Source organism: Parapedobacter indicus (genome assembly GCF_900113765.1).
Classification (GTDB): Bacteria; Bacteroidota; Bacteroidia; order Sphingobacteriales; family Sphingobacteriaceae; genus Parapedobacter; species Parapedobacter indicus.
Genome location: NZ_FOQO01000011.1, coordinates 213,776 through 228,557 on the forward strand (window position 1 = coordinate 213,776; position 14,782 = coordinate 228,557).

At 48.4% G+C, this 14,782-nt stretch carries 15 protein-coding genes; 11 read left to right on the top strand and 4 right to left on the bottom strand.

Annotation, left to right across the window (positions count from 1 at the left end):
• The 4 genes from BMZ56_RS21040 to BMZ56_RS21055 all read right to left on the bottom strand — a co-directional run bounded on the left by BMZ56_RS21040 (position 1) and on the right by BMZ56_RS21055 (position 3,647).
• Entirely contained in the window at positions 1-1,098 is a 1,098-nt protein-coding gene (locus BMZ56_RS21040) for an L-dopachrome tautomerase-related protein (RefSeq protein ID WP_090630398.1), read from the bottom strand.
• 10 nt (positions 1,099-1,108) lie between these two features.
• On the bottom strand, positions 1,109-2,245 hold the full coding sequence (locus tag BMZ56_RS21045) for an aldo/keto reductase (RefSeq protein WP_090630401.1): 1,137 nt from the start codon (positions 2,243-2,245) through the stop codon (positions 1,109-1,111).
• 3 nt (positions 2,246-2,248) lie between these two features.
• Entirely contained in the window at positions 2,249-3,196 is a 948-nt protein-coding gene (locus BMZ56_RS21050) for an aldo/keto reductase (RefSeq protein WP_090630404.1), read from the bottom strand.
• 130 nt (positions 3,197-3,326) lie between these two features.
• The gene (locus tag BMZ56_RS21055; RefSeq protein WP_090630407.1) at positions 3,327-3,647 is read right to left on the bottom strand and encodes a hypothetical protein; all 321 of its coding nucleotides are present in this window, start codon (positions 3,645-3,647) and stop codon (positions 3,327-3,329) included.
• Positions 3,648-3,763: 116 nt separating this feature from the next.
• Here BMZ56_RS21055 and BMZ56_RS21060 point away from each other — a divergent pair, with 116 nt between their 5' ends.
• The 11 genes from BMZ56_RS21060 to BMZ56_RS21105 all read left to right on the top strand — a co-directional run bounded on the left by BMZ56_RS21060 (position 3,764) and on the right by BMZ56_RS21105 (position 14,151).
• Positions 3,764-4,807 carry a hypothetical protein gene (locus BMZ56_RS21060; protein WP_245893319.1) on the top strand — a complete coding sequence of 348 codons (1,044 nt, stop codon included), beginning with the start codon at positions 3,764-3,766 and terminating at the stop codon, positions 4,805-4,807.
• Entirely contained in the window at positions 4,773-7,238 is a 2,466-nt protein-coding gene (locus BMZ56_RS21065) for a hypothetical protein (protein WP_090630412.1), read from the top strand. The genes BMZ56_RS21060 and BMZ56_RS21065 overlap by 35 nt, the downstream gene beginning before the upstream one ends.
• A 3-nt stretch (positions 7,239-7,241) precedes the next feature.
• Positions 7,242-8,606, top strand: a complete 1,365-nt coding sequence (locus BMZ56_RS21070; protein WP_090630415.1) for a hypothetical protein — start codon at positions 7,242-7,244, stop codon at positions 8,604-8,606.
• A gap of 98 nt (positions 8,607-8,704) precedes the next feature.
• Entirely contained in the window at positions 8,705-8,851 is a 147-nt protein-coding gene (locus BMZ56_RS25690) for a hypothetical protein (protein ID WP_177195241.1), read from the top strand.
• Between the two features lie 53 nt (positions 8,852-8,904).
• A complete protein-coding gene (locus BMZ56_RS21075; RefSeq protein ID WP_090630418.1) occupies positions 8,905-9,774 on the top strand; it encodes an aldose 1-epimerase family protein in 870 nt (289 codons plus the stop codon).
• A 24-nt stretch (positions 9,775-9,798) separates the two neighbouring features.
• Positions 9,799-10,335 carry an NUDIX domain-containing protein gene (locus BMZ56_RS21080; protein WP_090630421.1) on the top strand — a complete coding sequence of 179 codons (537 nt, stop codon included), beginning with the start codon at positions 9,799-9,801 and terminating at the stop codon, positions 10,333-10,335.
• Between the two features lie 321 nt (positions 10,336-10,656).
• Complete coding sequence (locus tag BMZ56_RS21085; RefSeq protein WP_090630425.1) at positions 10,657-11,238, top strand: LOG family protein; 582 nt, start codon at positions 10,657-10,659, stop codon at positions 11,236-11,238.
• Positions 11,214-12,161 carry a hypothetical protein gene (locus BMZ56_RS21090; RefSeq protein WP_143072984.1) on the top strand — a complete coding sequence of 316 codons (948 nt, stop codon included), beginning with the start codon at positions 11,214-11,216 and terminating at the stop codon, positions 12,159-12,161. Before BMZ56_RS21085 ends, BMZ56_RS21090 begins: the two co-directional genes overlap by 25 nt.
• The gene (locus BMZ56_RS21095; RefSeq protein ID WP_090630431.1) at positions 12,158-12,838 is read left to right on the top strand and encodes an ABC transporter ATP-binding protein; all 681 of its coding nucleotides are present in this window, start codon (positions 12,158-12,160) and stop codon (positions 12,836-12,838) included. Before BMZ56_RS21090 ends, BMZ56_RS21095 begins: the two co-directional genes overlap by 4 nt.
• A gap of 95 nt (positions 12,839-12,933) precedes the next feature.
• A complete protein-coding gene (locus BMZ56_RS21100; RefSeq protein WP_090630433.1) occupies positions 12,934-13,311 on the top strand; it encodes a helix-turn-helix domain-containing protein in 378 nt (125 codons plus the stop codon).
• Between the two features lie 84 nt (positions 13,312-13,395).
• Complete coding sequence (locus BMZ56_RS21105) at positions 13,396-14,151, top strand: SDR family oxidoreductase (protein ID WP_090630437.1); 756 nt, start codon at positions 13,396-13,398, stop codon at positions 14,149-14,151.
• The last annotated feature ends 631 nt before the right edge of the window (positions 14,152-14,782 follow it).

Sequence of the window (14,782 nt, forward strand, 5' to 3'; positions counted from 1 at the left end):
TTACGGCAACTTCACTTTATAAATCTGATACGGATATTCCACCTTGTCTTCGCCATCGTTCCATTGCGGGTCACGCTGCAACTGGGCACACGAGAAATAAAGGTAGCCATCCGAGCCAATCCCAAATGAATCCGGCCAAAGCAGGCGCGAATCCTGTACGAGCGTATGCAGCTTGCCGTCGGGAGAAAGGTACTTGATGCTGTAATCCATGGACGAGGTTAAATAGATGTTGCCTTTATCGTCAGCTATCAAACCGTGCGTTACCGTAGTTTTACCCATATCTTCCACATGCGACGCCAACTCAGCGTCCGTTAGCGATGCATCAGCCAGGTGCCGGGTTTCGATGCGATAGAGGTTGAGCTTATTGATCGGCTTGAAGTAAAAATACCGATTGTCTTTGGTCAGTGCAACGCCGTTGACATTCGAGCGGAAAGGATTCCCGTTTCCGTCGCGCATTTCCTTGCCATCGTAGGTAAGGATAACGTCCGGATCAGCCGTGGTAAAAGGCCGGCCTTTGAGTACCGTGCGCGTCGTGCCGGATGCTAGATCCAGCACAACGATCGCTGCGCGGCCGGGGTCAGAAAGGTAAGCCAACTCTTTATCGGTATCAATACGCATATCATTGAGCCCGGCCGTATTTTTGTCTAGATCGTCAAACGTATATACCCGTTCCACCTGATTGGACGCAAGGTTGATTTTCAGTAGCTTGAAAGCACCCATCGAACCCTTCCGAGCGGGCTTTGAGTCCAATACCCAGAGGTTATCTTCGATATCTACATACAAATCCTGTACGTTGGCGAAACGGGTGGCGGAATCGCCCGTATGGGCATTCCACGCTTCGTCCGGAAAGGGCAGGGGCTGGCCATCCACAATCTCCGTGAGCCCATATAGGTAATCCCTGCCCTGGTGAGGAAAGGAGACAAATAGCCGATTATCCGAAGACACGCTGACGCCAATGGCCCGGCGTTTACCCAGGTCGGCAACGGGAATAAGTTTGTCACTGTGATGGGGTTGTTGACCGTGACCTGCTACGCTCGTTAGCGTACTGAATGCCGTAATGGCCAATATGATTTTGCTGTAGATCTTAACGGTTACCATAGCTAGCTTTTTAGGTGCCTACAGGACAGTCCGGATGAATAAGTTTTTCGTCCTTCAGGGTCTTCCACAGTTCTGCGGGTATGTCGGTATGAAACGATTGCACGTTTTCTTTTACCTGTTCGGGGCGGCTGGCACCGGGAATAACCGCAGCCACTACGGGATGTTGGGCTGCAAATTGCAGGGCAACGGTCGATAGGCTCACTTTATATGGGTCGGCGATGGCTTTTATCCGGTTGCGTTTTTCTACCATGTCTTTGGGTAGACCGGGACCGTAATTCCAGCGGTCTAAGCCGGCAGCAAATCCACCGTTCAATGGCCCGCCGATAACGGCCTTGACTTTTTTTGCGGCCATCGCGGGAAAAAGGTTTTTAAGAGCATCCTCGTGTTCGAACAGGGTATATTGGATGGCAACCAGCATGACATCCGGATCAGCTACCTCCAACGCCTTTAGGATAGGTTGTGGCCGGTTTACGCCGAGCCCCCAGCCCTTGATGATACCTTCTTCGCGCATTTTTGTCAATGCAGGGAAAGCACCTTTGGTTGCCACGTCAAATTGTTCCGTCCATTGGTCGCCCAGGTCCCCATTGTCGGGCGACAGGTCGTGCACGAATACGATATCGATGGATGACAGCCCCAGTCGTTGCAGGCTATCTTCTATGGAACGCTTCACACCGTCGGCCGAATAGTCGTAACGGAATTTGAAATTGAGCGGACCCTTCCACAGCCCGGCCGATCCGGGTTCGAAGGTTGGGTCCGCCTCGAATATCCGGCCGATTTTGGTAGACAGCAGGTACTCCGAACGGTCTTTCTCAAAAAGGAAATGACCAAAGCGGCGTTCGCTCAGCCCGTATCCGTAGAACGGAGAGGTATCGTAATACCGGACGCCGGCTTCCCAAGCGGCCTCCAGGGTTTGATTGATCTGCGCGTTGGTGTTGGTATGCCAGCCATTGCCGGGACCTACACCACCCAGCCCATAGTTCTGCGGGAATGTTACGTTGTTTGATAAGATACTCATTGCTTGGTGTTCTTTGGGTGTGGTTTGACTTCGATTGCGATGTAAGATAGCCGATGCTTGCTCAGGGGCGAGCACTGCACCGGTTGCGGCCATCACCGCTGCCTGCTGGATGAATGTCCTTCGCGTTGTCATTCCTTACTTGTTACTTGCTTGGTCCAATCGTTCAAGGTCTTCGTGATCCAGTTTTAATGCAGGTGCGGCGAAGATGGTTTCCAGTTGGCGTTTGCTGGTAGCGCTGACAACCGGTGCGCCAATATGCGGCTGTGCGAGCAGCCAAGCCAGCGACACAGAAGCCGGCGTGGATTGATGCTTGGCAGCCACTTGGTCCAACGCGGCCAAAATCTCCATCCCTTTCGGGTTAAGGTATTTCTTTACACCACCGCCACGTACACTTTTGCCGAGGTCGGCTTCGCTGCGGTATTTCCCGGTCAGGAATCCCGCTGCCAGCGCCCAATAAGGAAACACCGTCAGATCGTATTTTTCTGCCAAAGGGGCATAGTCGGTTTCATAGTCCGCACGTTCCACCAGGTTGTAGTGCGGTTGCAACGCTACATAGCGGGGGAGGCCCTTCTTTTCAGCTAGGCCAAAGGATTCCGTAAGCCGCTCAGGAGAAACATTCGATGCAGCGATGTAACGCACCTTGCCCGCTTTGATGACCTCGTCGTACGCCAGGAGCGTTTCCTCAACGGGTGTCTTATTGTCATCGTAATGCGTGTAATATAGGTCGATATGATCGATTTGTAATCGCCTGAGTGACTCATCCACAGATTTCAGGATATGTCTTTTACTGATGTCAAACCCGTGTTCCTTGGTTTCGGATCCCACTTTGGTGGCAATGACTACCCGGTCGCGGTTGCCACGGATCTTGAGCCAGTTGCCGATGATGGTTTCCGATTGGCCTCCGGTACCATTCAGCCACCATGCATAGGTGTCTGCGGTGTCAATGAAATTGAATCCGCCGTCTACGAACGCATCCAGTATTGAAAATGACTCTGCTTCGTTGAGTGTCCAGCCAAATACATTGCCGCCAAAGTTAATCGGTGCTACTTCCAGGTCCGATGAGCCTATCTTTATTTTTTCCATTTATTTGCCCTCTCTGCTATGTTAACAATGGCAAGTTAATAAGGTTTGAGCAGGTATGGGAAGGGCAAATGCCATGTTTTTGTCAAAAGGCTTTCATGGCCTTTTTTAACAGGCATAGACATTGCAGGTTTTATTTTAGCGTAATGCTCCGGAGCTGGATTTTTGGATGCCCCGGCGTACCGGACGGAGCAAAGCAATAATGTTCTCCGTTCAATGTTTTGAAGGTAATTGAAACAGTGATCCCATTTTTCTGAAACTGCTCGTTTAGATTTACAGGGTAGTAAAACGTGTCGTCTACCTGAAACAGCCAACCGCAACCATCCAAAGCCGGCGAACCGGTATCAACGATGGTTCCCGTTAACGCCTGTAGGTCGTCGTTCTTTTTGCACCCGAGGATTAGTGCGGTGGAGGTAAAGATGAAAAAAGTAATAACAAGGGATTGGTGTTTCATATTAATAAGGTTTGCCCAACTAGTATAGATTAAACGTGGCCGATGTCGTTAACGCTACATCCTCTGAATCCCTGAAAATGACTATTGGTCACCATTTCAGATTGCCTTATCTTTGGATGATGAAAATCAGACATGCTTGCTGGTTGATCGGTCTAATTGGTGTGATGATTGCCACGATAGCATGTGATGGACAACGGAACACGGTCGACGCTTCGTTTTATTATTGGAAGACCGCGTACGAACCCGACAGTATCGAAAAACATGCACTTGCGCAAATCGGCGCAAAACGATTGTTTGTCCGCATCATGGACATCGATACGCAGGGGCCGCAGGGTGAGGCCGTCCCAGTTTCGGCAATCACATTCCGGGAGCCGCTTCCGGATTCGGTAGCCATTGTTCCGGTGGTATACGTCGTTAACAAGGTGCTGAAAGACATGTCCGCCGTGCAGCAGGACGAGCTGGCCGGCCGACTGATAGATTTCGTGACAGCAAAGGTAAAGCAGGCGGGGAAAACGGGATTTGATGAACTCCAGATTGATTGTGACTGGACGGCATCCACAAAAGAAGCATATTTCGGACTGTTAACAGCATTGCGCACACGCGTGGCCGATTCTGTTCGGCTAACGGCTACCTTGCGCTTACATCAGGTGCGCAACCGGCGAAGTAGCGGCATACCACCGGTAGACCGTGCACTGCTGATGTGCTATAATATGGGTAATTTGAGGAAACCAGGAGCACACAATTCCATTATGGACCTGCGGGAAATGGAGATTTACCTGAAAGATTTCCTGCACGAATATCCATTGCCGATGGATATTGCATTGCCTTTATTCAACTGGTCGGTCGTATTTCGCAATGGCGAATATGCCGGCATCAGCAAACGACTCGATCCAACCATGCTATCGGATACCGCGGTTTTTGCCCGGAATGCAAAGTCGTCGTTATATCGATTGAAGGTTGCCCTGCCCGCCGCGGGATTACGTCGGGGCGATGTGGTACGAAGAGAGGAAACCCGGTGGGAAGATCTATCTGCTGCTGCAGATTTCCTAGTCAGGCATAGGCGGAAGGAAAAGTTTACCTTATTGTTTTATCACTTGGATAACCAGGTACTTAAATCATTTTCTGATGAACAGCTTCAAGAGATTGTGCATCGTTTTTAGTGCATTCTCGCTCAGTTATTTCGGCGAGATAGCCATCAACATCGCATGCGGTCCGGAACCAGATCCGTACGATTATTACGTGTCATTTTTCCACAATAATGTGCCGGGTAATGGCTATGTGCCTTTTTCATTTACGAACATGACTTTTCTTTACGAAGAAACCGAACCCGAATCCGAGGCGCTGATCAATAGCCGGGAATGGGCGGATTACCTTGGAAAGGGCGTGCAAGCGGTGGATGTGGAACACTTGATGTACCACACGGACATCGCAACGGATTCGGTTATCCTGCGTTACCTTACCGGAAAGGATACTGTGCTTCCTGACAGCCTCGCAGCCAACACGTATCTCAAGGGGTTGAAAAGAAACGAAGCGGCGGGCAACTATTTCCTATTTGCCAAGGAGCTGGAGCCCTATGCGGCGGTAACTTACAACCACTATTGGGATCCGGATCCCAGAGATACCATGGACCTTAGCCGGATGGCGGGGCTTGCAGACCGGGCGCTCGAACTGGCCGACGAATATCCGCGGAATAGCTTTCTTCGCCTCCGTTATGCTTACCAAGCTGCTCGAATGTATCATTATTCGGGCTCGTTTGAACGTTGCCTGGAAACCTATAACGGATATATCGATCCGTCGCGGGAAAAATCTGCGGTCAAAGGATGGGCACGTGCACTCAAAGCAGGTGCAACCAGGCGCCTTCATGAGCCCGCTGAGGCCGCATATCTATTTTCAAGGGTATTTGCCACGAGTCCTGAACGACGGGTACAAGCTTACAAGAACTTCCATTACATAGACGTTCCATTCGAAGAGGTACTTGCCCTCGCCCAATCAAACAAGGAACGGGCAGCCATTTGGGCAATCCAGGGATTCAACAACGGCGACTTTGACAGGGAAACGCTGGCATCTGTATACAGTCTTTCCCCGAAAAGCCAGCTTGTGGCGGTGTTGCTTACCCGGGAAATCAACAAATTGGAAAGCCAGCTCACGGAGGCCTCGCAATACTACGGCGGGGGATGGTGGACCACCTATTACCGGCCCGATTCGACTCAGGCAAAAGCCCGTGATCATGCGGTCTGGGTAGCTGATTTCGCTCGACGACTGGCGTCTGAAAGGCAATATGCTGAGCCTGGATTGGGGATTGTGAGTGAAGCGTATGTAGAATGGCTGCTAGGCAATGTTAGCGAAGCGGAGACGTTGCTGGCAGGCATAAAAGTGGACCGGCTTTCTGAACGGTTGGCTGACCAGTACCGTATTGTTGAACTGTTGATCAAGATAAATCAGCTGGCCGTAACGAATACCGTGGATGAAGCCGCTATATTACCAGCATTGCAATGGTTAGACCAAAAACGGCGTGCCGAAATCGACCAGGCAAAAGCGCGTTACGGAAGCGAACAATATTCCTGGATGGGCGCAGGCGACCTTCGATTCAACCGCACCGCAACCAATTTGTACCAATCCGTACTGGCACCGCATTATATGCAGCAAAAGGATACCGCCATGGCTGCCTTGTTGATGTGGAAAGGGGAATCTCCGTGGGAAACCGAAACTGAGCAGACCGGAGAACTATACGGCCGCCTGGGATGGCCTACACAAGCCTTTTGGCAAGAACAATTGCAGCCAGCAACACTTGAACAACTGGCGACCTGGAGTAAAGAGGGGTTGAATAGGCCATGGGCACCACTTTTTGCGCAACAATTGGGTGGGTTGGAATCCGACCAATTCTGGGATTTACTCGGAACGGCCTACCTGCGCATGCACGACTATCCCGCGGCGGCAAGGGCGTTTGCTAACCTTTCGGCAGGTTTCGCCCTCCCCACACCCGTGAATTGGTACAGCGCAGAGGAGGATACGTTATGGCCCGATCCGTTTGTGGCGACACTCAATGACTATCCGAAGCAATTTGGTGATGAAGCGCTAACCAAAGCAGAATTTGCAAGAAGCATGGCCGATTTGCAGCGGCGGATTGTGGAAGATCCGGGTCACGCCGCTGATTATTACTTCCAGCTGGCCAATGGGGTCTATCAGACCGGGGCATTTGGCAATTCCTGGCAACTGATCAGCTACAGCTGGACGAGTTCTGACAATTATGTGAAAGGCACCTACTACTATTCCGGTGATTTCCACGAGGCCCGGCAAGCGGCAGTATGGTATAAGAAGGCACGGGAGTTGAGTAAAGATCGGGAGTTCCGGGCCAAATGCACATTCATGCTGGCAAAATGCGAGCAGAAGTCGTATCTATTCAACAGCGTTAGCGACTATTACAATGCACGTACGTGGGAGCGGGATCAACCCGATCCGTACTGGCTATTCAGTCAACGTAATCAGTATTTCAAAGAACTGAAGGAGGACTACCTCGATACCAAGTTTATCGGCAGCGCAGTTGCGGAATGCACCTACCTAGCGGATTTTATTAGGCCAAATTCCCCATAAAGGATGTCGTACCTGAATAGTTATGTCCGGTTTTTAGGAGTATGGATGATTTTGTTGATCGGATTCCCGTGGACAGCGTCGGCACAATCCGTATGGACGGGAACGTGGTCCTTGTCGTACAAGCCATGGCCGCATATCCCGGCGATCGACATAACGTTACAGATCGCAGATCCTACAGCCAATATGCTGTATCCTGCCAAGCTGGAGTTGACGCACGGTACATTCAACGGTGAGTATGAGCTGTTACTCGTCAAGAAGAACGATGGCCAACTGGGAGTAGGGCGCAACAAATACCCACTGGTAGAGGAGCCTTTCGGACTCGGACCCTGGATGATGTATCTGAATGGCGTATTGGAATGTCAACAAACGGATACCACAGGGGAACGTTTGGTGCTGAAACGGCTTTGGCTGGATAATTTCGGGATTTTCATGCGGGGGCTTTACGATAATGAATTTTACACCAATACCAAGGCATTTCTACGGGATTTCTTGTATCGGGTGGACATTGCACTTGAGCGAGTAGATGATAAGCCCTGGGAGCACCCGCATACGATCCGAATGATCAATACCGATACCATCTACTACGGCGTGTACGATCCGATCAAGAGCGATCGGGATGTTTTGAGCTTGACCATTCAGGACGAAGAACGTTACGATCGCGATACCGTCAGCATTGTACACAATGGCAAAATACTGGCGGACAGGTTGCCCTTGGAGCAGGCAATGGCGTTGGATAGCATAACCTTGGACACTGGTGAGAATTACTTGGCTTTTTTTGCTGACAACTACGGTGATCTACCACCCAATACCGCTAAGTTTATTATCGGAACCGATGGCGACAATGGCCAACTGTATGGGTTTGATTTCAGTGATCGTAGCAACGCCTATTCAACGGTAATGGTAGCACGTTTCCAATATCAACCAAAAGCTCCTATAACAACCCAACTACCTGTAACGCCAGTACCCGATGCGCTACCCCGTACCATCGACCGCGACGAACCAGCTACCCCGGGAACACCTGTCTATACGAAAGGCCGACGCAACCAACGCATCGGGCAACTGACAGTCAGTGCCGAACAGGTGATGCTGGAATTACGCGACGAGCAGGTGGAAGATGGCGACGTCATCTCGTTGGAGGTCAATGGTGCGGTCGTTGCGAATGGGATGGAAGTGACTCAGCAAGGGCGTCGGTTTGGCGTAACATTGAAACGCGGTCGCAACCGTATCGTCTTCCGTGCGGAGAACCTCGGCCGAATCCCGCCAAATACAGCGGTATTACTGGTGGATGCGGACGGAGAACAGCGAAAATTCCACCTCAGTACAGATTTCGAACGGAATAACGTGCTCGATGTGATCTTTCATCCCTGATTGTTCATCCTGTGGGCAAAGCCGGCTGAGATAACCCAAGATTTTCGTTGCAAAGCCCGATTGGATTAACGACTTTTGCCGAGGACAAATCTCCATTCATGATGAAGAAAGCGTTATTCGGGTTGGCGGCTTTGGCATTGCTTTCCTGTGAAAAGACAGAGTATTCACCTGACCCGCCGCATTCGAAGGAAAGCCTTCTGGAACATACACAGAAATCAGCGGAAAGTGGAGAGGTGTTACGGTAGCCAATGTGGATAAACAGATTCAATATCAGTAGATCACAAAAATAGTTTGCCCAATGGTTTTGGAAAACGGATTTCTACGAGCGGAAGTCAACGCGAAGGGAGCCGAGCTCAAAAGCTTGAGAAGTACCTCAGATGGATATGAATATCTATGGAGTGCCGATCCGGCATATTGGGCGAAGACGAGCCCGGTGCTATTTCCCATCGTTGGAGCGTTGAAAGACAATAATTATTATTACGCCGGCGAAAAATACGAAATGCTACGTCATGGCTTTGCGCGCGATCATTTTTTTGAAGGGTCGCAATTATCGGATGACGAGGCGCTGTTTGTCTTGAAAGATACGAAAGAAACCCGCATTTCCTATCCATTTGCCTTTCGCCTTTCCCTGCGGTATGCATTAATAGATCATTCCCTTCGTTGCACATACGAAGTACATAATCCAAGTAACGACCATCCGTTATTTTTTTCAGTCGGTGGCCATCCTGCTTTTGCTGTCGGCGGTTCGGGAAAAAAGCCGGTATATCAAGATCATTACTTGGAGTTTTCAGAAGATCACGTATTAGACTGTCATGTCATTGACCAGAATCTTATTTCGGGTCATATGGAGATCATTGCATTAGATCACCATCGGCTGCCGCTCAAGCACGATTTATTCTACAACGATGCGCTGGTGCTGAAAACGCTGAAAAGCCCAATCATTACCCTGCGTAACCGTATCAATGATCACGGAATACATGTTAGGCGTGAAGGTTTTCCATATTTCGGTATATGGGCGGCCAAAGATGCTGATTTTGTGTGTTTGGAGCCGTGGTGTGGAATTGCGGATTCGATACACCACAACCAGCGGCTGGAAGACAAGGAAGGAATCCAACGCCTGGACGCTGGAGAGACGTGGATGCGTAGTTGGGAAGTAGCGTGCTTTTAAGCAAATAATCTTCAAGAGATAACAATGAATAACTGGAAAACCAATCACATAGATCGGGTGTACGACAATCCCTGGATACAAGTGGAACACCGTGAAGTGATCACTCCTGCGGATAAACCAGGCGTTTATGGGGTGGTGAAATTCAAGAATAAAGCCATCGGTATTGTTCCCGTAGACGATGAAGGATTTGTTTACTTGATAGGACAATATCGCTATCCGTTACACGAATATTCGTGGGAAATCCCCGAAGGGGGAGGGCCGCTGGGCGAAGATCCATTGGCGACTGCCAAACGTGAACTGAAAGAGGAAACCGGTTTAGTAGCTGAAAAATGGATGCACCTCGGACGTATCCATACCTCTAATTCCGTCACAGACGAAGAAGGGTTTATTTATTTGGCAACCGGATTGCAATCCGGCGAAGCCGAACCCGAAGAAACGGAAGAACTGCAATTGAAGCGCGTGCCACTAACCGAGGCGGTGGAAATGGTGATGCGGGGGGAAATCACCGACTCCATTTCTATGTGCGGTATTTTAATGGTGGCGCGGATTATGCATATATAACAGCGCTTGCTACCACCCTGTCCATTACATAAAACGATAATTTATTAAGGAGGTTTGCCTCTGCTGCTCCTCAGGTTTATGCCAAAACTACTATTTACTCGGTGTATAGTCTGGTTTTATTCGGTGTTCATTCGGGGTTTATTCGGGAGTTAACCGAATAAACTAAAAGTAAACTAAAAAGGATAAATGAATTTTCTGAAATGTATTGGTGTGTTTGGTTTAAGAAAAAGGTAAGGCATAGTTGAAGCGAATCAGGTTACTTTTATTAAGCGATTATAATTGCAGAAAAAGGCAACTTTATCTAAGTTTGTTTCATTATATATGAAGCATATCGTTGTTTTTTGCGGTTCGAGCATGGGAACGGATCGCATTTATGAAGAGCAAGCCTACCTACTTGGCAAAACACTGGCCGAGTCTGGCATCGGATTGGTATATGGCGGTGCCAAAGTGGGACTCATGGGGGCCGTAGCCAACGGTGCGCTTCGGCACGGTGGGAGGGTAGTGGGCGTGCTGCCCTATTTTTTACAGACCAAGGAGATTGCCCACGAAGGACTCACAGAACTGGTTATCGTCGATACAATGCATGAACGGAAGACGAAAATGAACCAACTTTGTGATGGTGTCATCGCATTGCCCGGCGGCTTCGGTACGCTCGAAGAGTTTTTCGAGATGCTGACCTGGGGACAACTGGGGCTGCATCAGAAGCCCATGGGATTGTTGAATACGGATGGGTTCTACGACGAACTGATCGCGCTTGCGCAGCACATGGTCAATAAGGGGTTCTTAAAGGAAATCAATCAACGGATGCTGTTGTGGAGTGCAGATATCCCGGATTTACTGAATAAGATGCATAATTATCAACCCCCCGCCGTGGGTAAATGGATTACCCAAGAAACCACTTGATGACCGCCTTGTCTTATTTCTTTCGTCTGCAGGTGAAAAGAATGCGCCGTACGATCAGCGATTGGGGGTTGAATCCTTGGTTGATCTATATCGGTGCCCCCCTGCTATTTGCAGGTGGGTCCATCGCGTTATTTTCACGCACAACATACGCCAATTGGATTTATGTAGGCATCGCAGCCATTGCGCTTGTTCAATTGAGTGGCTCGGTGCGTTTAGGCTTTCTCCAACAGGTCTTCGATCAACAGACTTATTGGCGCATCCGTATGCTCGAAAACACGCTGATGGTTATGCCATTTATGGTATTTCTTCTATATAGGGGCGAAGCGTGGTTTATTTTGGGCCTGTTGGTGTTGGCGGTGATCACGCTGCCGCTCAGGCTTGGTTCGAAAGGATCGACCCCATTGCCTACGCCGTTCTCCAACCGTCCTTTTGAATTTGCCGTGGGTTTTAGAAACTCCGTCGGGCTGCTATTCATCGCCTATGTATTGATGATTGTCGGTATCTCGGTAGGCAATGGACATCTCAGCATAGCTACGTTGTTGTTGGTTGTGTTAGTATGTTCCAATTATTATGCATGGAGTGAACCCTTGCTGTATGTTTGGATTTACCAGTTGACGCCCCAGGCTTTTCTTTGGCTGAAGGTAAGGATAGCATTTGGACACCTGACCGTCGTGTTGCTTCCCTTGGTTCTGGCTGTTGCCTGTTTTTTTCCGGGTGATTGGCTTATTGTGCTGGCGATTGTTGCAATGGGATATGGTTATCTGGCCTTGGTTGTGCTGGCCAAGTACGCAGCTTTTCCGCGGGGTGTGAGTTTTCTACAGGGTATTATCATGGCTGTGTCGTTGATGTTTCCCCCCTTGCTATTGGTTTCTGTGCCTTATTTCTTTCGTCAGGCAAAAAATAATATATCATTGATTCTATGAATGTTGAAGTACGTGGTTTAATGAAATCATTCGGACAGAATGAGGTGTTGAAAGGGATCGATCTGGATTTCCGTTCGGGGCAGGTATATGGCCTGGTGGGACGAAATGGCGCGGGAAAGACTACCTTTTTTAATTGCCTGGCGGGGCTGGAAAAACATCGCGGCAGCATAACCGTCGATAGCGGGAGGCTGAAAGACCGATTGGGTTTTTTACAGACTGAACCTTATTTTCCGTCGAAGCTTACCGGACGCGAGTATTTGCGGTTATTCTGCAAAGCGCGGAGGGTGCCGGACGAAGGCCTCGACGAACAAAATGTATTTGACCTTCCGCTTGACCGGTATGCGCAGCAGTATTCTACCGGTATGAAGAAGAAGCTTGGCCTGCTGGCAGTTCTTTTGCAGCGGAACGGCTTTTTTATCCTGGATGAACCTTTTAATGGCGTAGATATCCACAGTGGGTTGCTGATTACTGAAATTATCCGGCGGTTGAAAGGAGAAGGAAAAACCGTCTTAATCTCATCCCATATCTTTTCGACGCTCAAGGAAACCTGCGACACGATTCACGTACTAAACGAAGGTAGGATTACCGAAACCATTGGAAAAGACGAGTTCGATCGATTGGAACACGATATGGTTGCCTTTGCCGTTGGAAATAGATTGGATGCGCTTCGATTTTAGGGTTTTTATCTGCAGGGAAAGTTCCCATAAAACCGAAAAGTTCACCATAGATAATCCTTTTTTAATCGGCATCTTTGTACTACCTTTCCATTAAGATGAGCGAAACAAACAACGACATATTGACGAGAGGCGAGGAGATTACCCAAACTTACTTTCAGTTTTTGGATAAACACATTGCTGACGTCATTTCGGGTACGGTAAGCGACTTTATGGAAATCAACCAGATAGCAGGTGAGCTGTTCATAACCCACAAACATCTGACGGATACCGTACAAAAAGAAACGGGGAATCATCCCTGTTATTTTTATGACCTCAAAATCATCGAGCAGGCAAAACAAATGCTTTCCGAAACCGATAAATCCGTTTCCGGGATAGCCCGCATACTCACGTACGACCCTTCCAATTTCTCCAAATTTTTCAAGAAATTTACCGGACAAACCCCAGGGAAATTCCGGAAAGGAACCAACAGGTAAAAGTTCCGAAAAGTTCACCACGAAATAAATAAAGCGTCTTGCCATCTTTGTAATATTAATTGCAAACATTTAATATTCAATGAGATGGAAATAAATGATTTAAACGGAAAAGTGGTTTTAATTGCAGGAGGTGCAAAAAATTTGGGGGGCTTATTAAGTCGTGACTTTGCGGCTAAAGGCGCAAAGGTAGTTATCCATTACAACAGCGACAGTACAAAAGCAGATGCTGAAAACACGTTGGCGGCTATTACTAATGCAGGCGGAGAAGCCATTTTATTTCAGGCAGACCTGACCGATGTACGGAATATTACCAAACTTTTTGACGCGGCTATCGAGAAATTCGGGGGTGTTGATATTGCGATTAACACCGTCGGTAAGGTGTTGAAAAAGCCATTTGGGGATACCACGGAAGCGGAATACGACAGCATGAGCGACATCAATTCCAAGGTGGCGTATTTCTTCATTCAGGAAGCCGGTAAGAAGTTAAATGACAACGGTAAAATCAATACCATTGTCACTTCGTTGCTGGCTGCATTTACGGGATATTACTCAACGTATGCAGGTGCAAAAGCGCCGGTAGAACATTTTACCAGAGCGGCATCCAAAGAATTTGGTCCACGCGGCATTTCCGTAACGGCGGTTGCCCCCGGTCCGATGGACACGCCTTTCTTCTACGGACAGGAAAGCGAGGATGCGGTGGCTTATCACAAATCGGCATCTGATTTGGGCGGACTGACGGACATCAAAGATATTGCTCCGCTGGTGGAGTTTTTGGTAACCGATGGTTGGTGGATTACTGGACAAACCATTTTTGCAAATGGTGGTTATACCACGCGGTAATTAACAAGACCGGTTATATGAATGTAGGCGGAGGCTGTCTCAAAAGTAAATTGAGGCAGCCTTGTTTTTCTGTTGTTTTTCCTAGGTTTTATCCACGATTTGTTGGATAATTGTGGGTAACTATATAATATCAACTTCTCGTCGATTTTTGGCGCTTTGCGCATAGGAAGTAATTTTGGCTTTTTACGACGACCAGATAGCACAGCAAACCCTTCGATCAGTAGCTTGAGACGGAAACCTCCTGAACACAATGTATTGACATGAGTAAATAAATCACGAGCATTATTAGCAGTTTTGGTCAATTTCAAGCATTGGTACAAAGGTACTAAAAATGCTTTTAAGGTGTGGTTTAAACCCCATCTTGCAACTCATGTCAAATTTGGCTATATTTGTACGTATCAAATTTTCAAGGTATGAAAACAACGATCAACGCACCTTCTGTAAACGCTGTAATCCGATTATTTAACCAGCTTGGCAAGGCCGATAAAATACATTAAGCTACAACAAGCATTACGTTTTATCGAGCTAATATTACCTAACCCGTTGTGCGGTTTAAACAGCAAGCGCATGTTTCAACCTGTTAATATTTCTGTTGTTTAAAAAGTTCGTGTACTGCAATACTGCTACTGCG